This is a genomic window from Mangrovibacterium lignilyticum (assembly GCF_010882175.1).
Lineage (GTDB): Bacteria > Bacteroidota > Bacteroidia > Bacteroidales > Prolixibacteraceae > Mangrovibacterium > Mangrovibacterium lignilyticum.
The window spans coordinates 28046-49688 of record NZ_WKLH01000008.1; the positions used below are offsets into that span (position 1 = coordinate 28046).

General features: G+C 42.6%; 16 protein-coding genes. 15 read left to right on the forward strand and 1 reads right to left on the reverse strand.

Going from position 1 to position 21643, the window contains the following annotated elements; genetic code table 11:
- The first annotated feature begins 1 nt into the window (after nt 1).
- On the forward strand, nt 2–601 hold the full coding sequence (locus GJV22_RS21715) for a cytochrome c3 family protein (RefSeq protein WP_163718664.1): 600 nt from the start codon (nt 2–4) through the stop codon (nt 599–601).
- Nucleotides 602–676: 75 nt separating this feature from the next.
- Here GJV22_RS21715 and GJV22_RS21720 read toward each other — a convergent pair whose 3' ends face one another.
- Nucleotides 677–934 (reverse strand): beta-xylosidase family glycoside hydrolase, encoded by a 258-nt coding sequence (locus GJV22_RS21720; RefSeq protein WP_163718666.1) that lies wholly within the window; start codon nt 932–934, stop codon nt 677–679.
- 5 nt (nt 935–939) lie between these two features.
- Between GJV22_RS21720 and GJV22_RS21725 the strand changes: the two genes are divergently transcribed.
- The 14 genes from GJV22_RS21725 to GJV22_RS21790 all read left to right on the forward strand — a co-directional run bounded on the left by GJV22_RS21725 (nt 940) and on the right by GJV22_RS21790 (nt 21636).
- Complete coding sequence (locus GJV22_RS21725; protein WP_163718668.1) at nt 940–1566, forward strand: MFS transporter; 627 nt, start codon at nt 940–942, stop codon at nt 1564–1566.
- A 19-nt stretch (nt 1567–1585) separates the two neighbouring features.
- Nucleotides 1586–1825, forward strand: coding sequence for a hypothetical protein (locus tag GJV22_RS21730; RefSeq protein WP_163718670.1), 240 nt, complete (start codon nt 1586–1588; stop codon nt 1823–1825).
- A 285-nt stretch (nt 1826–2110) separates the two neighbouring features.
- Entirely contained in the window at nt 2111–2698 is a 588-nt protein-coding gene (locus GJV22_RS21735) for an RNA polymerase sigma-70 factor (protein ID WP_163718672.1), read from the forward strand.
- A 65-nt stretch (nt 2699–2763) separates the two neighbouring features.
- Nucleotides 2764–3816, forward strand: a complete 1053-nt coding sequence (locus GJV22_RS21740; protein WP_163718674.1) for a FecR family protein — start codon at nt 2764–2766, stop codon at nt 3814–3816.
- Nucleotides 3817–3987: 171 nt separating this feature from the next.
- Nucleotides 3988–7302, forward strand: coding sequence for a TonB-dependent receptor (locus GJV22_RS21745; protein WP_205462004.1), 3315 nt, complete (start codon nt 3988–3990; stop codon nt 7300–7302).
- 11 nt (nt 7303–7313) lie between these two features.
- Nucleotides 7314–9083, forward strand: coding sequence for a RagB/SusD family nutrient uptake outer membrane protein (locus tag GJV22_RS21750; RefSeq protein WP_163718676.1), 1770 nt, complete (start codon nt 7314–7316; stop codon nt 9081–9083).
- Nucleotides 9084–9195: 112 nt separating this feature from the next.
- The gene (locus GJV22_RS21755; RefSeq protein ID WP_163718679.1) at nt 9196–12006 is read left to right on the forward strand and encodes a glycoside hydrolase family 2 protein; all 2811 of its coding nucleotides are present in this window, start codon (nt 9196–9198) and stop codon (nt 12004–12006) included.
- 569 nt (nt 12007–12575) lie between these two features.
- Nucleotides 12576–13502, forward strand: coding sequence for a GH116 family glycosyl-hydrolase (locus GJV22_RS21760; RefSeq protein WP_163718681.1), 927 nt, complete (start codon nt 12576–12578; stop codon nt 13500–13502).
- 99 nt (nt 13503–13601) lie between these two features.
- Nucleotides 13602–13742, forward strand: a complete 141-nt coding sequence (locus GJV22_RS21765) for a hypothetical protein (protein WP_163718683.1) — start codon at nt 13602–13604, stop codon at nt 13740–13742.
- 81 nt (nt 13743–13823) lie between these two features.
- On the forward strand, nt 13824–14981 hold the full coding sequence (locus tag GJV22_RS21770) for a TlpA disulfide reductase family protein (RefSeq protein WP_163718685.1): 1158 nt from the start codon (nt 13824–13826) through the stop codon (nt 14979–14981).
- Between the two features lie 139 nt (nt 14982–15120).
- Entirely contained in the window at nt 15121–16026 is a 906-nt protein-coding gene (locus GJV22_RS21775) for a S1 family peptidase (RefSeq protein ID WP_163718687.1), read from the forward strand.
- 295 nt (nt 16027–16321) lie between these two features.
- A complete protein-coding gene (locus tag GJV22_RS21780) occupies nt 16322–16957 on the forward strand; it encodes an RNA polymerase sigma factor (RefSeq protein ID WP_163718689.1) in 636 nt (211 codons plus the stop codon).
- Nucleotides 16958–17033: 76 nt separating this feature from the next.
- Nucleotides 17034–18122: a FecR family protein gene (locus tag GJV22_RS21785; protein ID WP_163718691.1), complete on the forward strand. Its 1089-nt coding sequence runs from the start codon at nt 17034–17036 to the stop codon at nt 18120–18122.
- 115 nt (nt 18123–18237) lie between these two features.
- Nucleotides 18238–21636 carry a SusC/RagA family TonB-linked outer membrane protein gene (locus GJV22_RS21790; protein ID WP_163718693.1) on the forward strand — a complete coding sequence of 1133 codons (3399 nt, stop codon included), beginning with the start codon at nt 18238–18240 and terminating at the stop codon, nt 21634–21636.
- Nucleotides 21637–21643: the final 7 nt, after the last annotated feature.

A 21643-nucleotide genomic window follows, 5' to 3' on the forward strand; every position in this document is an offset into this window, starting at 1 on the left:
CATGAAACTAATTGACTTATTCAAAAACAAAAAGTATAGCACGAGACGGAAGAAATGGTTGTTGGTTATCGTGCCATTGGGCGTGATTCTCTCGTTATCCGGGCTGGTAACAGGGGGCGTGATTTGGCACGAGCAGCCGGGTTTTTGTACATCCTGCCACACGCCCATGGGCAATTACGTCGACAATTACTTTCCGGGTGATTCCACTCTATTAATTACCAAACACGCATCCTGCGACAGCTTGCCCATGAGATGCCTCGATTGTCACGAATCGGTGCTGACCGAACAGCTTCGGGAAGGCGTGCATTGGGTTAGTGGAAATTACACCTATCCGTTGGAGAAGCGCAATTTTGGAACTCGCAGCTTTTGTCTGACGGAAGGTTGCCACATTGAGGCCAAGATTATAGAAGCGACAAAGGACCACGAAAACTCCTTGTTTGCCTACAATCAGCATGATCCGCGTCATGGTAAGTTGGAGTGTAATACCTGCCACTCCATGCATGGCGAATCGGTTTTTTCCTGTAATCAATGTCATAAATTCGAACTGCCAGCTGGATGGATTGCACCGCAGCCGAACGGAGTTATAGCCGGCAGGAACTAGCTTGCAAAAGAGTTGGTGTGATAAGCAGGATAAGTTACTTTTTTTTTTACTAATTCGAACCAAATGGATTGATATTTAGAGGATTGGGATGTAAGCAAAGTTTTTAAACTTGACTTTTCCATCGCCAATGGCGCACAACCCGATTCGCAAGCTGAGGAATCCTCCGAGGACGTTATGATGGAAGCCGGAAACTTCGAGAGAATTCTCGGTTTGGGTCCAGTTTTCGCCGTCTAAACTGTAAAACATGTTCACGACGTTGTCGACATTCTTAATGCGTAGGATATGCATTTCTGATTTACGCATTTTCTGCCGTTGTACTTGTTTTGGTACCATTGACGATGTATGAGCCCAAATCGGTATTGGAGCGACCCAAATCCCAACCGGGAGATTCCGACTCAGTGCCGCCAATTGTCTGGCTGGCGTTCGTTAGTGCTTTTATCACAACGGTGAGCTTTTACGTCATTCCCGTGCAACTGCCTTTCTTCCTGCAACGGTTGGAAGGGGTGAGTGGCAACAAAGTCGGTTTGGCACTTGGTAGTCTTCCGTTTGCGCAAGCAATCGCTTCATTCTTCTATAAGCAAGTTAAAATGAAACTCGATTTCATAAGCATCTACATGTTGGGCTTTATTCCCATGGCAGTCGGCTTTTGCATTATCGGTTTTAGCGCGCTTTATTGGCAGGTTATCGTTGGGGTGATGGCCTGCGGACTGGGAGTAGGACTGTTGATTCCGAACGGCAACCTGTGGGTCATTTCCCTGGTTCCTGTTCATGTGCGAGGCAAGTACATCGGCCTGTTAACGACAGCAACATTTTTACGCATGTTTTTCTCGCCAATGATTATCCAGCCAATTCAGAAAATAGTTGGTATGAATACGAGCTTCTACGTGTTGGGAATTGCTTTGGCTTCATTAACGGTCTTGTACTTTTTGACCCGCAGACAGACGCTGCGGATTGCAACCAATTAATCAAACAAAAACGAATACAATGAAACAGATACTAATCGCCGGAATTATTGGCGCAGTAATGGGCTTTGTCATGAGCTTCCTGATGAATTACTTAATGATTCCTGTTCCCAAAACCGTCGTCGACCATGCTTTAGCACACGGCACAACCGGCGCAATCAGTGGCTTTATGGGAGGCTTTATGGGAGGCTTTATGGGCGTTTATAGCTTTTTGTCGCAACAAAAGAAGAAACAGAATTTGAAGCTGAATGATACGAAGTAATCTTTGTTATAGATTAGTGTTATAGTAACACTTCAATTGGTCACCGAAGGAAACTTTGGGGATTTTTTTGTCGTTGATTCAGTCGTTTTGTGCACGATCACTGTTCGGACAGCGGATGTATTAGATTTGCTATGGATCAAAGTATATAATCGACCGGGTCGTCTGCTCAGCTTCGTCACCGTAAAAACCGATTACTGATCGCTTGCTTGAGCCAGTTTGCTGTGGAAGTTTTTTTGAAAAATAAAAAAGAAGAAGTAACATTGCTCCGAAGTGAAACATCCGGTAATGCCTTTAACTAAACAAGTAAATGAAGACGATAATACTCGTTGGAAAGATTTCCAAAAGGGAAATGATCGCTTGTTTGACTATTTTTTTGATAAATATTATCAGGGGCTCTGTGTGTATGCCTACAAAATTCTGAATTCACACGATAAGGCCGAGGACGTTGTCCAGGAGTTCTTTGTGAAGATCTGGGATAAGCGCGAAAGCCTGATGATTTCATCCAGTGTGAAGTCATATTTCATCCGCTCGGTGCATAACATTTGTCTCGACCATATTGCCCGGCAGGATTCACGCGATTCGTATAAGTCCTACCAGTTAACACATACTTCAATCCAAGATCTGGTTGATTATCCTTTGCTCGATTTCGAATTAGAGCAATTATTGAATAAAACAATCGATTCGTTACCCGACAAAATTAAGGAGACTTTTATTTTAAGCCGGATTGATGGTTTAACCTACCCGCAAATAGCAGAACAACAGGGGATTTCGGTGAAAACTGTCGAATATCGTATCGGGAAAGCATTGCTGATTTTACGAACTGAATTGAGTGATTACTTACCGGCTGCACTGCTGTTTTACCTGTTTCGTTAAATTTTTTTAACTTTTTTTTAGGGGGGAGTGAATGTTGCCCGTCTTTATTAGTGAAAAGCGACCTAATGAAGAATTTGGAAAACATACCATCTTATATATTGTCTAGTATTGCCGGAGTGGCAAGCGAGGACGAAAAAAAACAGCTCAGTCAATGGCTGGAAATGCCGGGTAATGCAAAAGCCTATGAACAACTGAAACAGGTAAATGAGATCAGTTCCGACTTGACCTTGTATAAATCATTCGACCGACGTAAGGCACTGCAACAAGTCAAGGGTGCTATTCGCGTAAATAAACGACGAAGACTGTTTGGGCATCTTCAGCGAATTGCGGCCTTCCTGTTTATTCCTTTGCTTATTGGTAGCCTGTTCATGTTGCGTCAGTATTTTAATTTTCAGGAGGGGGTTAATAACGGCCCCCTTGTACAGGAAATTAGTTCGCCACCGGGAACAAGAACCCACTTCTTTTTACCCGATAGCAGTGAAGTGTGGTTGAATGCCTCCAGCACCATCAAGTTTCCATCGGCTTTTCGCGGTAACACAAGACTGGTTGAGCTGGATGGTGAAGGTTATTTCAAGGTCTATAAAAATAAGAACAAACCATTCATAGTAAAGAACGAAAATGTAGCGGTAACGGCACTCGGAACGGCGTTCAACTTTTGCGGTTATGCCGACGACAACAGCTCATTGGTGACCCTGCAAGAAGGAAAAATCAACGTGCAGAACAATCACACCAAAGAAGCGCTTATTGCGTTGCCGGGAGAGCAGATCCAGTTTTCCAAATCAGATGGAGATTTCACAAAGTTAGCGGTCAATGTCGATGATTTTACAGCATGGAGAGACGGCCGTTTAGTATTTAATAAAACTCCATTGTCCCGCGTAGTTAGCAACTTAGGGCGGTCGTATAACGTTGATGTTGAGTTAGTAGGGGCTGGAGTTAGTAATTACCGTTACACGGCAACTTTCACCGACGAAAGTATTTACCAGGTCCTGGAACTACTCAAATTAACTGCACCAATTGATTATTCTATAACAAGCCGGGAAAGTATCGGAGATGGAACCCAATTTTCAAAACAAAAAATTAAAATATGGAAAACTTCAAAAAATAGTCAGCCTATGTAAATGATTGCGTGATGGTAAAAAAAAAGGACAGTTCCCCAACTGTCCTCTGTTAACCGAAAAAAATCGGTTGTAAAGTTTATTAAAAATAAAGCATTCAAACTTATGAAAAAAAATTGTGAAATTTTCAAAAGGAGGGAAGATTATGCTCTTTTGAAAAAACTCTTAATCACTATGAAACTAACATTGTTTCTCTGTTTATTCGTTGTTGCCCAGTCTTTTGCGATTGAAGGGTATTCGCAACGCACGAAGCTGGATCTCAGTTTAACGAATGTGTCCGTCAAAGAAGCCCTGCGAAATATCGAAGATGCTTCAAACTTCTTCTTTTTATACAACGACGATTTGATTGACGTCACCAGAAAGGTCAATATTGATGTTCAGGGTGAAAATATCGAGGATATTTTGGAACTAATATTTAAAGGTACCGGGGTGTCTTATACCGTTAAAGACCGGCAAATTGTACTCACACCAGATCAATCTGAATTGGTTGAAAATCAGCAACAGACCACGAAGTTGTCCGGAGTTGTAACCGACACATCCGGTGGACCACTTCCCGGTGTAACAGTGGTTGTTAAAGGCACCAGCAATGGTGTTGTGACGGATATGGATGGTAAATATAACCTGGCTGATGTTCCGGCAGATGCCGTGTTGGTTTTCTCGTTTGTTGGTATGAAAACCCAGGAAATCGCTCTGAACGGAAAATCAGAGATTGATGTGACCCTGGCTGAAGAATCAATCGGTTTGGATGAGGTTGTCGCTGTGGGCTATGGTGTACAGAAAAAAGCAACGCTTTCGGGCTCGATAACCAACGTAAAAGGAGATGATTTGATCAAAACTCCGGTAACCAACGTCAGCCAGAGTGTTGCCGGACGTATGCCTGGGGTTGTCGCGATCTCCAATGGTGGCGAGCCCGGTTATGATGGTGCTACCTTGCGTATTCGTGGTGTCAACACCTTCGGTAATTCAGCTCCGCTGATTGTTGTTGATGGTGTTCCCGGACGTTCGCTGGATCGTATCGACCCGAGTACCATTGAGAGTATGTCAGTCATGAAAGATGCCTCGGCTGCTATTTACGGAGCGCAGGCAGCCAACGGGGTGATCCTTATCACAACCAAACGCGGAACCGTTGGTAAACCGACTGTTAAAGTATCGTTTAACCAGGGCTTCTCTAAACCTACCGTTTTGCCGGAAATGGCGAATGCTGCTGAGTACGCGACATTGCTGAATGAAATTGACCAGTACGACAACCGGCCAAACCGCTATACAGATGATCAAATTCAGCAATATCGGGATGGATCTGATCCATGGCGCTATCCGAATACCGATTGGTTTCATGAAACACTGAAGCCTTGGTCTAACCAGAATTACGGAAACGTGTCGATTGACGGTGGTACCGAGAATATGAAATATTTTGTGAGTATTTCTCAAAAATCACAAGATGGTTTTTACCGCCACAGTGCCACAAAATATAACCAGTACGATATGAAATCGAATCTGGATTTGAAAATCAACAAATACCTGGATCTTTATATCAATACAACCGGCCGTATGGAAGATCGTAATTTCCCGACCCGTTCCGGCGAAAATATTTTCCGCATGCTGATGCGTTCGAAGCCAAACTCTCCCGCTTACTGGCCGAATGGGTTGCCGGGACCGGATATCGAATATGGTGACAATCCTGTAGTTATTGTAACTGATGCTACCGGCTACAACCATGATAAACGCTATATTTTGAATTCCGACTTTGGTTTGAACCTGAAAGTACCCGGTGTTGAAGGCTTGACTTTCAAAGCGAATGCCTCATTGGATAAAACCTTCCGTTTCCAAAAGCAATGGAGTACGCCATGGTACCTGTATTCATGGCCAAATCAAGAGGTGGATGAAAACGGTGAACCGATTCTAGTTGAAGGTAAGAAAGGCTTCGATGATCCCCGGTTATCAGAATCGATGGAAGACAACCAGGGCATTCTTGTCAGTGGCCTCTTAAACTATACCCGCACATTTGACGACATACATACGGTTAATTTGTTGGCAGGTGTTGAAAGAATCACCAATAAAGGAGACTCCTTTTCCGCTTTCAGAAGATATTTCCTTTCTTCGGCAATCGATCAATTGTTTGCCGGTGGTCAGGATGAAATTAATAACGACGGTACTGGCTATGAACAAGCCCGCTTAAACTACTTTGGTCGTGTAAACTACAGCTTTAAAGACAAGTACCTGGCTGAGTTTGTATGGAGATACCAGGGATCGTATATCTTTGAAGAATCAAGCCGTTTTGGATTTTTTCCGGGAGTTTCTCTGGGTTATGTAATGTCTGAAGAAAACTTCTTTAAGGAAAACGTTCCCTTCATCAATTTCCTAAAAATCCGTGCTTCATGGGGGCAAACAGGTAATGACTTGATTGATCCGTATCAATATCTGGCCTCCTACCGGTTCAATAACCTCATGTTTATATCCAATGGAGGTAATTCTCAAAGTCAGGCTTTATACGAAGGTGTTATCCCGAATGACGGTGTAACCTGGGAAAGTGCAACACAACAAAACGTTGGTTTCGATTTGCATATTCTCAATGGTGACATCGCCATCACTGCCGACTATTTCCTCAATAAACGGGACGATATTTTATGGCAGCGGAACGCTTCGATTCCAAACACAGCAGGGCTGACGCTTCCTCGTGAGAATATCGGTAAAGTGAAAAACCAGGGAGTTGACTTCAGCATCGACTACCGCAAGCGATTTAACGATTTTACTCTTGGTGTTGGCATCAATGGAGTCTACTCGAAGAACAAAATCTTATTCTGGGATGAAACCGCAGGTGCTCCGGATTACCAACAATCAACCGGACGCCCGATTGATTCTGATCTGTACTATAATGCAATTGGTATCTTCCAAACACAAGAAGAGATTGATGCCTATCCACACTGGAATGGTGCTCGTCCCGGAGATGTTATTTTTGAAGATTACAATGGCGACGAGGTGCTTGATGCCAAAGACCGTGTTCGCTATGACAAAAGCAGAACGCCGGTATATACCGGAGGTTTGAATGTTGACATGGGATATAAGAATTTCGATTTGTCACTTCTGTTCCAGGGGGCATTCGGCGGTATCTTTTACGAAACAACCGAATCAGGTGATTTTGGTAACTATCTGAAGAGCTTTTACGACAGTCGCTGGACAGAAGAAAACCCAAGCACAACAGATCCGAGAACATACAACCGTTCTGATGAATATTGGGTGAACCAGCGAAATACCTACTGGGTACATAAATCCAATTACGTCCGCTTAAAATCAATTGAATTGGGATACACCATACCTAAGTCCTTAACTCAGCGTTTTCTGGTTAACGATCTACGGATGTATGTAAGTGCCTTCAACTTGTTCACAATTAGCCCGGATATGGACGACTATGATCCGGAGAATACCAGCGGTTCCGGTTATAACTATCCTTTGAATAAGGTGATCAACGTTGGTTTAAGTGTTACTTTTTAAATTGAAACGTCATGAATAAAATAAAAATATTTATCCTACTCACAGTCGTTTTGTTTACGGCATCCTGTAACGAGGATTTTCTGGAGGTGGCTCCTCTGGACCGCTATTCTGATGCTGCCGTATGGACAGATCCAGCCTTAGCCTCGGCATTTGTCAACAATATCTATATGGGGCAGCAATATGGGTTCCAGTTGGAAATGCTGGCTTCTCTTAGCGATATTTCAATGACTAAGAGGGCTGAAGTGAATGCTATTCTGAATAGCCAGATTAGTGATAGTTATGTGAGCATTCTGGATCCGAACCACTGGTTGGATAGCTACCGGAATGTTACCTGGAACACACTTTACAAGAATATTCGTGCTTGTAATGTGTTTTTTGAGAATATCCGGAACTCTTCGCTGGAAGGTGAAGAAATCGATCGTATGGTTGGTGAAGTTCATTTCATGAGAGCTTATTTCTATTATTGGTTAATGAGTTTTTGGGGTGGCGTTCCTTTGATTGATCAACCATTCTCGTTGGACGATGACTTCGCTGTTGCGCGGAACAGTTTTGAGGAAACCGTTAATTTCATTGTTGCCGATTGTGATTCTGCGACCAGCTTATTGCCGCTGGAAGGTGATAAAGCGCGTGCGACGAAAGGTGCATCGATGACTTTAAAATCAAGAGTGCTTCTTTTTGCCGCTAGTGATTTGTTTAACTCGGGTGGCACATGGGCTTCCGATTATTCAAAACCTGAGTTGGTTAGCTATATCGGAGGCGACAGGGATGCCCGATGGAGAGCTGCTCAAAGTGCAGCCAAAGCTGTGATAGACCTGGGCATTTACAGTCTGTACGGCGGAACCAATCCCGGATCACCTGAACAAGCGAGAGATAATTACATCAACCTGTTCCTGAACAACGGTAATGACGAAGACATTCTGTTGACTTTTTACGACAACGTAAACCGGACTGACTGGATGTCGCCTAATCCTGGTTTGTTCTACGGTCCCAGTGGTTACCATAACTGGGGGAACCATACACCAACACAGCAGCTGGTGGATTCGTACGAAATGCTTGATGGTACAATGTTCGACTGGAATGATCCGGTTGAAAAGGCAGTACCGTACGAAAATCGCGATCCTCGCTTCTATGCAAGTGTTTTGTATGACGGAGCAAAGTGGAGACAGCGCCCTGACGATATTCTTGGAGCGGATCCGGATGGCATTCTTCAAACCGGTTACTATGAAAAAGAAGATGGTACTTTCCGGGGCGGATTGGATACACGCCAGGGGATTGACGATTGGAACGGAACTTACACCGGTTACTACCTGCGTAAATTCATCGATCCGGCGCTCGATCACCAGTTCGAAAAGCAGAAATTACCATGGCGCCAGATGCGTTATGCCGAAGTGTTGTTAAATTACGCTGAAGCATGTATTGAGCTGGGCGATGAAGACGAAGCTAAAAACTACCTGGATATGATTCGTAACCGTGTTGATATGCCTGATATCCCGGCATCGGAAACCGGCGAAGCCTTGAAAGCCCGGTACCGCAACGAGCGGAAAGTTGAGTTGGCGTATGAGCAAAATCGCTATTTCGACATCAGACGCTGGATGATTGCTCCCGATGTAATCGAGAATGTGCAGGGCATTCGGGTGGAATATCCTTACAGTGGTGATGCACCAACCTACCAGGTAATAGAGGTGCAGGATCGCGGATGGTTGGATAAATCGTACTTCCTGCCTATCTTGCTGGATGAAATGAACAGAAACAATTTGTTGATTCAAAATCCGGGCTACTAATAAACTAAAATAAACAACTTCCCCACAGTTCTCGGATCATGTATCCGATTGCCTGTGGGGAAGTTCTCTTTATATAGCAATGTGAAATAATTAGATCAGAAGCAGTAAAACAATGAAACTAAAAAGACTACTCTTATTGATTGCAATCTCCATTAGTGCATTCTTCGAGGGATTTTCTCAACCGACTGAGCTGGTGTACCTGTCAGGTAAAGATGCCGACCATACGGTCGACTGGGATTTCTTTTGCACCGATGGGCGAAACAGTGGTGAATGGACAAAAATCGCCGTTCCGTCCAATTGGGAATTGCAGGGATTTGGAACCTACAATTACGGCCACGACTGGGCAAACGACAAAATTAAATTAGGCAAAGAACATGGTCTGTATAAGCACGAGTTTGACGTGCCGGCCAGCTGGAAAGGAAAAACCATCCAACTTGTTTTTGACGGCTCCATGACGGATACGAAAGTAAAAGTGAACGGAAAATCAGCCGGTGCCATGCACCAGGGCGGTTTTTATCGCTTTAAATACGTTGTCAGTAAGTTATTAAAATACGGGCAGTCGAATCTGCTGGAGGTCGATGTGGCCAAACATCCCGAAAACGAGTCGATCCAACGGGCTGAGCGACAAGCTGACTTCTGGATCTTTGGTGGCATTTTCCGCCCGGTATTTTTAGAGGTTTTGCCCGAAGTGCATATGAATCGGGTAGCAATCGATCCTAAAATGGATGGTTCGTTCAAGCTGTTGATTGAAATGAATGAATCAAAAGCCAATTACACGGCATCGGTCGAACTGTTCGACCTGGCCGGAAACGAGGTTGGCTCACCGGTTGATGCTGCCACTGAAAAAGGGGAAAAGCAGGCTTGGGTGTCCGGCAAATTCGACGGTGTGAAAGCCTGGAATCCCGAATGGCCAACGCTCTACGATATGAAGGTGTCGCTCAAAAAAGGCAATACCGTTTTGCACGAAGTAACAGAGCGAATCGGCTTTCGGACTGTTGAACTGCGCAAGCACGACGGCTTTTATATCAACAACGAAAAGGTGGTGTTTAAAGGAGCTAACCGCCACTCCTTCAGGCCCGAAACCGGCCGCGCACTCAGCGACAGAGATCATATCCTCGACATTGAGTTGATGAAGGAGATGAACATGAATGCGGTGCGAAGCTCACATTATCCTCCCGATCAGCGATTCCTGGCACTTTGCGATTCGATGGGCCTCTTTGTGTTGGACGAAGTAACCGGTTGGCAGCAAGGATACGACACCATTGTCGGCCCCAAACTGATTCAGGAGACCATCCTGAAAGATGAAAATCATCCCAGTGTTGTCATTTTCGATCATGGGAACGAAGGGGGATGGGATTTCCGGAATGAAAAGACTTTCCCAATATACGATATTCAACACCGGCCGATTATTTATCCCTGGTTGATACGTAACGGGGTGGATACACACCACTACCCGGAGTTTGAGTATGCGATTGGCCGGAATATTTTCGGGAACGATCCGTTTATGCCGACCGAATTTATGCACGCTCTCTACGATGGCGGAGCCGGAGCCGGTTTGGAAGACTATTGGCGAAACTACCAAACTTCAGCCTTGCATGCCGGTGGTTTCATTTGGGCCTTGGTCGACGAAGCGGTTTTACGCACCGACAAGCCGGGAACGGTGTACGATGGCGATGGCAACCACGCTCCCGATGGCATCCTGGGGCCACACCGCGAGAAGGAGGGGAGTTTTTATACCATCAAAGAAATTTGGTCGCCGGTACAGGTTGAACCGGTCGTGATCAATAAAAGCTGGAACGGGAGACTATTCCTGACCAATAAATACATGTATACCAACCTCAATCAGTGTGCGTTTAAGTGGGAAGCGGTTAAAACCGGCTTTGGGGCCCTGAAAGAACAACAGCTTGCTGCAGGTACGGCTACCGGTCCGGATGCCGTGCCCGGAGAAACCGCGAAGCTGACAATCGATTACGGCAGTTCATTGCAGAACGCCGATTTATTCCGCTTTACAGCGATCGATCCACACGGAAAAGAATTGTATACCTGGAGCTGGCCGGTTATTCAACCCAAAGAGAAAGCAGCCGAGCTGTTGGCCGAGTTGGACAAAGGAAACTCAACGATTTCCGTGGCAGAAAGCGATATGGTCGTTAAAGCCTCTGTTTCGGACATGGAGTTCGAGTTCAGCAAAGAAAACGGAACATTGGTATCGGTTAAAAACAGTAAAGGGAATATCTCGTTTACCGGCGGACCGGTTGTTGCCGGTGCTGAGAGCGAAGTAACCGGAACCAAGTGGGAAAAGGACGCGGATGGCAACTTCAGCTTTGAGATTACAACCAAAGGCTACCCCCGGAAAATGGTCTGGATATTGGTGTCCAGTGGTTTGCTGAAGCTGGAAGCCGATCCGCTGCGTGATCATATCACGGATGTTGATTTTGTGGGGATTTCATTTAATTATCCCGAGGAAAAATGTACCGGTGTTCAGTATATGGGAGCCGGACCGTACCGGGTTTGGAAAAACCGACTGAAAGGCGCCGAAATTGGTGTTTGGGAGAAAGCCTACAACAATACCATTACCGGCGAAACCTTCAACAATCTGGAGTATCCCGAGTTTAAAGGCTACCATGCTAATTTATTCTGGGCTACGCTCGAAACAACCGAAAGCCCGGTGACGATTATCTCCGAAACACCGAACCTGTTTTTCCAGTTGTTTAAACCCGGAAAACCACAACAGGTGGCCGGTGGTACTTATCCGCCGTTTCCCGATGGTGATATCTCATTTTTGTACGAGATTCCGGCCATTGGAACCAAGTTCTTCCAGATCGATCATTTGGGACCGACTGCTAAGAAAGGAATGTACTTCGAACGATGGGGAGACGACAGCTACCCAATCAAACTGTGGTTCGACTTTCGGGGAACGAACTAAACGTTGACAGGTAGTTGGCCAATCATATATTGATGATTTTCCCGAACAATCAACAATATCCTGTTTGAGGGGGATTTTAGGAGAAGGAATTGAAAAAGAGGCTGTCCGATTTTACTTTTGGACAGCCTCTTTCTTTAGGCGTTTTAAGTGCTGTATTCAAAGGGAACGATGAAGATAAATCAACCGCTTGAGTTGAAATCTATCATTTCCGCTTTACCATATGCGAACTGCAAAAAGTAGTGAAATCGTCATCATCCCTGTTTTAGCCATTGTTTACCGCTAAAGATTTACCTAAAAAATATAAAACAGGTTTATACCAAATTTCCCGATTTTGGTTATTAGGTGAAGTTAGCGATTCGCGCGGTAAGAGGGATTGGGGTAAATTGACAGATGATTGGGGGCAAAATGCTAAAAGATATAAATAGAGCGGATTGCGTCACGTTCTCGTCAAAATAAAAATGAATCTTTGGGAAGATATGTGTTATTCCCGCGATGCAAACTGGAGGGAATGAACGAAAAAACAGAAAGCTTAACGATAAAACATCAACGAATTTATGAATTTACAAAGCATGAGAACGATTCTGTCTCTAGTTGTTTTGGCATTGGCATTGGCATTGGCTGTTCCAAATACGGTTAGTGCCAAAAACGATACGAAAGTGAATGGAACAACCGGTACGCCACTCGGAGGTTTTGGCGCGGGGGGAGTGAAATTTAATGGTAATGAAGGAACCTTTGCTATCATGACCCGGCCGCCGGCTGACGCTTACGATTTTAAAGAGGTCGACGGAGCAGCATTCCAGTTTTTCGCTAAAAGAGGACAGGCGACAGAGACGGTCGATCAAATGAAAACAGTCGTTATTGACGGACGTCCCGATGACGACGCTATCTGGCCGTTACACCGGATAAATTTCGGGACTATCAATGATGTTCATGTTGCAATGACAGGTTTTTCTCCATTGGACAATGAAGACTACGATAACATGTCGTTGCCGTACGCTTTTTACGAGGTAACCTTAACGAATACAAAAACCTCAAATGTTGCTGTCTCAATCGGCCTTCAATGGAATTCGGAAAACGAGCCTTTTCAATTCGTTCCAGGTAAGGGAATTACCAATAGCACAAGAACCGTTTTTGCTTCAGCAAAAGGGAAAGTCAATATTACCGGCGGTAATGCCGCTGACCCCGGTTTCCTTGCGAATGGCGTTTGTAATAATGCTGTTAATCAAAACCAAGCTAAAGTTGCGTTGGCATTGGACCTGAAAGCCAATGAAACGCGCGTAGTTAAGTTTGTCATTTCATGGTACGAGACTGTTGATCCGGACTTGGCTTATTATTTCAATTTATACGATAACTCAGAGACGATTGCTGTCCACGGACTGAAGCAGTTCGATCACTTTTTTTGTTCCATAAGTGCAGTTTTATCGAAATCTGGGACATCGTATTTGTTGCAATCTGTCGGCATACTTCGCAAAAAATACAAAAAAAAAGAATTCTGACGTACCAGGTTTTCTTGTCTATGTGCTATAGTATTGGCGAACTACGAAGTAAAAAGATTATACGATTCTGGAAAAATACCATTTTGATATCATAGCCTAATGGCAGAATCATTAGTCGGTCAATTGCCGGAGCAAGAACAAAATGTTCTTGAGCGTTGGTCGTACGAGTCAGAAGAAAGTCAGGAATGGTTTCGCTGGATTTCTGCTGCCTCATTTATAGAGCAAAATTTGAATATTTAAAGCAGATTGTTTCCCGAGAGATTCGGTTAGATCGTCTCAAAGAGAGTAGGCATTTAAACAGACTAATAAATATTTAAAAGGATGAAGAATTTTTCAGTGATTTGTTTGGGTATGTTCTTGCTGACGTTGATGAGTTGCAGCAAAGGTTATGTTATTCAAGGAGAGCTTGAAGGTGCCAGCGATGGTACGAAAATAGCTTTGCTCCCTTTTGCCAAGTACGACACAAAGCCGGAGCAGGAGACGACAATAGAGAACGGACAATTTAGCTTTAGTGGCGAAGTACCAGAGCCAAGATTGTACTACTTGATGTGGGGCAATAATCAAGCCAATTACCGCATCATGGTTGAGAACAGCAAGATTAGTTTCCATGGCAATTTGAATGAAAAAAAGAATGGTGAGCGGTTAGATTATTCTTTCGATAATGTTAGTGTCATTGGTTCAGCCAGTAACGACTATTTTCATGAGCAAATGAAGGTAAAGGATGAATTGTCTAAGCTTTTTGAGGAAAAAAATCGGCGTTTTGGTGATATTCAGGTGCTCTATGCTAAGGCTCGCACAGCAAAAGATCAGTCAATGATGGATTCTGTTAAGGCTCTTCCTCGTTATGCGGAATATGTAGATGCTGAAAAAGCATTTTTTACTGAAGTTGAGAAGCGCTACAATGAAGTATTTGAGGCCAATAAGGATACCTATTGGGGACCGTTGATGATGCTTAATTTGTACGCGTATATGACTCCGGATACTCGCCCTGTATTCGAGGGAATGTCAGATGAAGCAAAGGAAAGCTACTATGGTAAAATGGTGGCTGAAGACTTATATCCTGCCAACCGTACAGGCGAAAGAGTTCCTGATTTTACTACAGCTGATGAGAATGGGACGCAACACACCTTGAATGAGTTAATCAAGGATAAGAAAGTGGTTTTGATTGACTTTTGGGCATCTTGGTGTGTACCTTGCCGGAAGGAACTTCCGAATGTGAAAGCAAACTATGAGAAGTTTGCTTCTAAAGGATTCGATGTGATTAGCATTTCAATTGACAAAAATGCGGAAGCCTGGAAGAAGGCTGTTGCAGAAGAAGGCTTGGAATGGCCCAATTTCAATGATTTGGATGTTGCTTCGCTTTACAAGGTACAAGCAGTGCCAACAACTTATTTAATTGACAACGAAGGTCACTTGCTAGCAGAAAATGTTCGGGGCGAGGACTTGGGTAAAAAGTTGGAAGAAATACTCGGGAACTAGATCTCTTGGATAAAAAGTGTGTACCCGGCTGACAGTATTCTTCATTTTTATTTTAGGATCTGTCGGCTGGGGCTTTTTTGTGCTCGTTTGAAAGGGGATCTAAGTTTAGTTTTAGGAAAAGATTATCAATTATATGACCATGAAAAGAACAACAAAGGTAAAGTTTCTTGCAGTTTATCTGTTTTTTTGCGGACTCGTTACTATAGGAGAAGAGGTGCGCGCTCAGACCTATCCAAATCAATGGAATGATTGGGAGAAACCGTTGACAGAGCATGCTGATTCAATAATAAGGGCCGGAACCAGTATTAGTCAGGAGGAAGCTCGTAAACAGGTTGAAAGCAACTCAGGGCCTGTTGCCGTAAATTTAATAGAACCTTCGGGAAAGAGTCTTACAAAGTCGGAGCTTTATGAAAAAGTTTCAAGTGCTACAGTGATTCTAACAGACGCCTGTTTGTGCGATAATTGCGATAATCTGCATATTTTCCCGGCCACTGGTTATCTGATTTCGAAAGACGGTATTTGCGTGACGAATTTTCACGTTGTAAACTTTTATCTGAATCGCAATAGCCGTTATACACCTAAGGCCTTTGTGGCGCATTTGCATGATGGTCGCACAATGGCCGTTAAGGAAATTTTACTGGCTTCCCCGGAATACGATTTAGCGATTTTGAAGTTGGATAATCCTAGCGGTGAACTTCCATGTCTAGCTTTAGGAGACGAACGTGAAATTGGTGATAATGTATTTATCGTGAGCCATCCGCAAGGCATGTACTATACTTTGTCTGAGGGGATTGTGACAGGAAAAATGAACGAGGCATTTCCGGCATTCGATGGTAAAAGTACAGTTCATCGAGACGTGATGACCATATCCGCCGATTTCGCAACCGGCTCGAGTGGCGCAGCCATAATAGATTCTATCGGGAATGTGATTGGGACGGTCTCGGCTACACGGACCTTGTTTCACACCGGCTTACCCGATAAGCCAGTACAAATGGTTGTAAAAACAGCGATTCCTGTTGCTTCTTTAAAACATCTCATCAAATAGAGATTGATAACTATGGTACTTGAAAATACATCGGAATTACTTGATTTACTTCACCGGGAAGTAGTCCCGGCAATCGGGTGTACCGAGCCGGTTACAGTTCTGTCGTTGCTGTTTGATCCGCAAGATGGTTGATTGCAAGCAGTAGAATTGATTAATTATTTGCATATTTGAGGCTAATATTATTTGCGCAATACTTCTGTTTCCATTTTGAACAGAGCAAAACTTTTTTTCTTAGGTAAAGTGTTGCAGTCATTTAGATATTTCTATACGCGAAACCAGTTTTGATATATTTTAAATGAAACACCATCAAAATATAGTCAGGGACGAGCAGGCGCTATGGAATAGATTCCTTGAAGGAGATAATGAGGCTCTAGCGTCACTTTTCAGTGAATATTTCTCTGATTTATTTTCATATGGAATGAAACTTGTCCCGCAAGAAGCGATGGTCAGGGATTTAATTCAGGACTTGTTTGTGCGTTTTTGGGAAAAAAGAGGGAATCTGAAACAGGTAAAAAACGTCAAGGTTTATATGCTTATCAGTTTGAAGAACGACCTCCTTCAAATGTATAGACACAACAATAATGTGATTCTCGATGCTGAAGAGGTAGATAATCAGTTTGAGATTTCGGTGGAAGATATCTGGATTGAATCCGAAAAGACAAAGGCATTAAGCGAAAAAATTGTAACCTGTTTAAATAGTTTAACTAGCCGACAACGAGAAATAATTTACCTCCGATTTTATTTAAATCTCGATTTTTCGAATTTATCAGAGATGTTGGGCATGAATATTCAATCTGTTCGCAACTTGCTATTTCGAGCACTGGAGAAGATAAGAAGCGAGATAGCGTCGGATGATATCGAGTTGTCTAATGTTGAAGTATTCCTGTTTGTGCTATTTTCTAAAAATAGGATGAATTCTAGTCCGAAATAAATTTTTTTGAAAAAAAGCGAAGAATCGGTGAGTATAAAAATCCGATTACGTCATCTTCTAAATATAAACGAAGAAGATGAAACAACTAAATCCCCAAATATTCGAAGATTTAATCGCGGATGATCGATTCATCAGATGGGCACAGGGGCTAGATCGGTCAGATGATCTATACTGGGCTAACTGGACCAAAAGTAAGCCAGAATTTGCAGCCGAATTTGCAGAAGCCAAACGTACTGCCAAAATCTTAAAGTTTAGATCAGAAGAGATTACAGACCAAAAGATAAATGAATATTGGCTGGAAGCTAAGAAGAAAATGAATGTCAGGAGTATACCTGCTCCAAAAGCAAAAAAATTATATCTGAATTTTTATCAACGAGTAGCCGGTGTTTTAGTGTTGCCTCTGCTTCTTTTATCTGCCTGGCTATATTTTAGTCAGCTGGATCTTAAATCAGAATACAATAGAATTAGTGAACTATCTTATAGTAAGTCGGTTAAGTTGAAATCACCGATTGGTGGTCAACTACAGGTTGAGTTGCCAGATGGCTCACAAGCATGGTTAAATTCAGATTCTAAGATAGCATATCCAGCCATTTTTGGTGACAATAAGAGAGAAGTTGAAATCACTGGAGAGGTATACTTTAAGGTGAAAAAAGATAAAACACAGTTTGTTGTGAAAACTCCCGGTCCCAGCATTGTTGTGCATGGAACAGAATTTAATGTTCATGCTTATGCCAATGAGAAATTGATCAGTGTGGCATTGGTCGAAGGAAAAGTATCCTTGGAAAAAGAAAGTCAGGGACAGGGTATCAATCCGATGGTAATGGCTCCGGGGGAGATCGCCTTTTTTGACAAGGTTGATGGAACATTAGAGAAGAAAAACGGCGACGTATATCTCTATACCAGTTGGAAGGAAGGCAAGTATGTGTTTAGAGGAACCCCGTTAGCTGATATTGTAAAAGTATTGGAACGGAAATATGATGTTGAATTTGAAATTATGGATTCTAAAGTGGGAAATTATAAATACGAAGCAACCTTCACGAATCAACCGATTACACAAATTCTTGAACTTTTGAGTTTTTCATCACCATTTCATTATGAATATATAAAACCAATAAAACAGGAAGATGGGAGCTTTTCAAAAGCTAAAGTTAAAATATGGAAATAAAATAATAACTAAAAACCAGATGCTTATGATGTAAAAAAAAGATGCGACGAGTGCTACCAACACCCCCGCATCCGTGGATTTATTAATAACCGTACTAACAAATCTTTACAAACTTATGAAAAAAATGAATGTTGTGTCACCAACAATCGGTGTTGGTGTGCAAAAGATTTTAAGAATTATGAAATTAACGCTATTTCTAACTCTGTTCGTTGTTTCAAGTGTTTTCGCGAATAACACTTTCTCTCAAAACCGCCTTTTGTCACTGGAAGTGAAGAATATGGCCGTCGAGAAGGTCCTTCTTAGTATTGAAGAACAAAGTCGTTTTGTCTTTATCTATAACAAAGATATGATTGACGTTAACCGGCGAGTTGATGTTAACATGGATAATGCAAGTGTCGACCAAATACTAGATGTTGTATTTGAAAACGCAGGTGTGAAATATAAGATTATCAATAACCAGATTGCTCTTAGTCCTGATTACAGCAATGTTATTCAGTCTACTAGTGTGAAAGGTCAAATCACTGATGCTGACGGCAATCCGCTTCCTGGAGTAACGATAGTTATTAAGGGAACAACTCAAGGTACAATTACCGACTCTGAGGGGAACTATCATTTAGATAATATTCCTTCGGATGCTGTTCTTTCTGTGTCTTTTGTCGGTATGGTGACCCAGGAAATACCTGTTGCAGGTAAGAGCGTGATTGATTTGAGTATGGCCGAAGAGGCAATTGGGATAGACGAAGTGGTCGCTGTTGGATACGGTTCAACGATTAAGAAGAATGTTACAACATCGATTGCAAAAGTCGACCCAACAAAGCTGACGACAGCTGCAGCTTCAGGTGTTGGAGATTTACTGTTTGGAAAGGCTGCGGGAGTTCAAGTTCGGCAATTTAGTTCGCAGCCAGGAGGAAAGGTAGATTTGTCTATTAGGGGTAGAGGGGCACCACTTTTGGTAATCGATGGTGTTGTTGTACCAACAAATAGTTTAGAGTCAGGGTCAGCTGTTTCAGAGTCGAATACAGTTGCACGTGGTAATTTGGCTGGATTAAATCCCAATGATATTGAATCGATCGAGATTTTGAAGGATGCAAGTGCTGCTATTTATGGTGTGAATGCTGGCAATGGTGTTATGCTTATTACGACCAAAAAAGGTAAGGAAGGAACTTTGAACATTAATTATAGTGGAAATACATCGTACCTCAAGAATTATCCCTATCTGAAGCCACTGGAGGGTAGAGAGTTTATGCAATATTACAACCAGTTTGAGAAGGATATGTATTTAGCGGAGAATGGGATGCAACCGTTTGGTGATGCAACTCCCAATTATGTTCCTAAATACAGTCAATCTGAGATTGACAATGCAATTAATACAGATTGGGTTGGGGAGATTCTTCAGACTGGAACAATTCAAAATCACAATTTGAATATCAGTGGTGGAAGTCAAAAAGTATCTTATTATGTTTCAGGTGGATTCTTTGATCAAGTAGGAACTATTGTCAATTCAAAAATGAAGAAGTACAATGGATTATTTGACATTACGGTTCGACCAAGTAAATATTTTTCAATCAATGCAAGTGTCAATGGAAACCGTTCATTTTTCGATAATTCAGTGGCTGGTTGGCAATCCGGTGGAGGAGGAGGTAATGCCTATACGGCACTGCAGGCGGCCTTAGCATACCCGACTTATTTGCCCATCAAAGATGAGAATGATCAATATACGCAGTGGGGGGTGATTGGGAACCCTGTAGCATTGTTGAATATCAAAGACCGATCGTCTAATAGTTCTTTGTTTGTTAAAACGTCGGTGGATGTCAATATTATTCCCGAAGTTTTAACCGCTAGGGTTTTGTATGGAAATAATTATGAAGAATCACTTCGCGAGTACTACATTCCTTCCGATGTTAACTGGTTTGATGATTATCGCTCAAGAGGATCTATTCAACAAAGTAACCGCCAATCGCAGACAATTGAAACTTATCTAACATTTAAGCATAATTTCAATGACATCGTAAATCTTGACTTACTTGCGGGATTTGGCGAGTATATCTATGATGGATACAGCTTTACCAACCAGTTTTTTGATATCAATGATCTTTTCGGGACAGATAAAATAGATGGGGCAACTACCAATGGATTTTCAAATCGCTATAAAAACAAACAACGATCCTATTTTGGTCGTGCAACAGTAGATTTGTTTGATAAATATTTGGTTACTGGATCGTTACGATACGATGGTGTTGACCAGTTCTATCCCGGTGAAAAGTATGCAGCATTCCCGAGTGTGTCTGTTGGCTGGAAAATTACGAATGAATCTTTCATGCAAGGGCAATCGATTTTCGACTTGATTAAGTTGAGAGCGAGTTATGGTACGACCGGTCAAAACTTGCCAAGTGGAGCGGCTTACGGACTGTTCTCGAGTGGAGCAGATTTGATTCCTTTTAATGATGGACAGACAATGTATATCCCGTATTTGTTGGTTTCTGTTGATGTTCCATCTTTGACCTGGCAAAAGACCATAATGCAAAACGTAGGTCTCGATTTTGAAGCATTTAAAAGTCGGGTGTCAGGGAATGTGGAATGGTTTCGCGATGATGTTACAAATTATCTGCGCTGGGTTCCTTCAAAACAATTATCAATGGTGCCTACGATGCCTGTAAATGGTGGACATACAAGACGAACTGGATTTGATGCGGCTATTGAAGGTGATGTTATTCGTTCTAAGGGTTTTTTGTGGAATATGGCAATAAACTTATCTCATTATAAACACAGGTGGGTTGAACGATTTGAAACAGAATTGAAAACATATTATTTGAGAGAGGATGACCCTGTTTCCGCAATGTATACATTTGAGACAAACGGTATACTTCAAGTTGGGCAAGAGGTTCCGGCATGGCAACCTTCTACAGCTCAGACTCCTGGATCACCCTTGTTCGTAGATAAAAACGGCGATTCAAAGTTGGATTCAGCAGACGTTCGGATTTATGATCAGGCACCAAAATTGATCTTTGGGTTTAATAACACTTTTAAATATAAGAACTTCGATTTGGCTATATATATCTATGGACAGTTGGGCTCCTACAAACAAAATTATGGTTTGAATTGGGCTAATGCCCGGAATTTTGTAGCTGGAAGTACGGGAGGCGCTCAAAATGCGACTCAAGAGATCAAAGATGCATGGAGTACTGCTAATCCTAACGGCACTTTGCCTGGAGCAACGTATAATGAATATACCCTTGGAAATATCGGGAATACTGTTGGTTGGGGATCTGACAACACGATATCTAAAGCTGATTTTTTACGTGTCAGAAACATCACTCTGGGATACAATTTTAACTCTCCAGCTCTTCAAAAGTATTTTAAAAACGCGCGAGTATATGTTGACGTTCAAAATGCTTTCGTTATCACCAAATATAAAGGTGCAGATCCGGAGGTTGAGACGCCTGCTGTAAAAGGTGCTGCAGCTCCATATCCGATGTCTCGGACATACTCACTTGGTGTGAATATTAACTTCTAAAACCGAA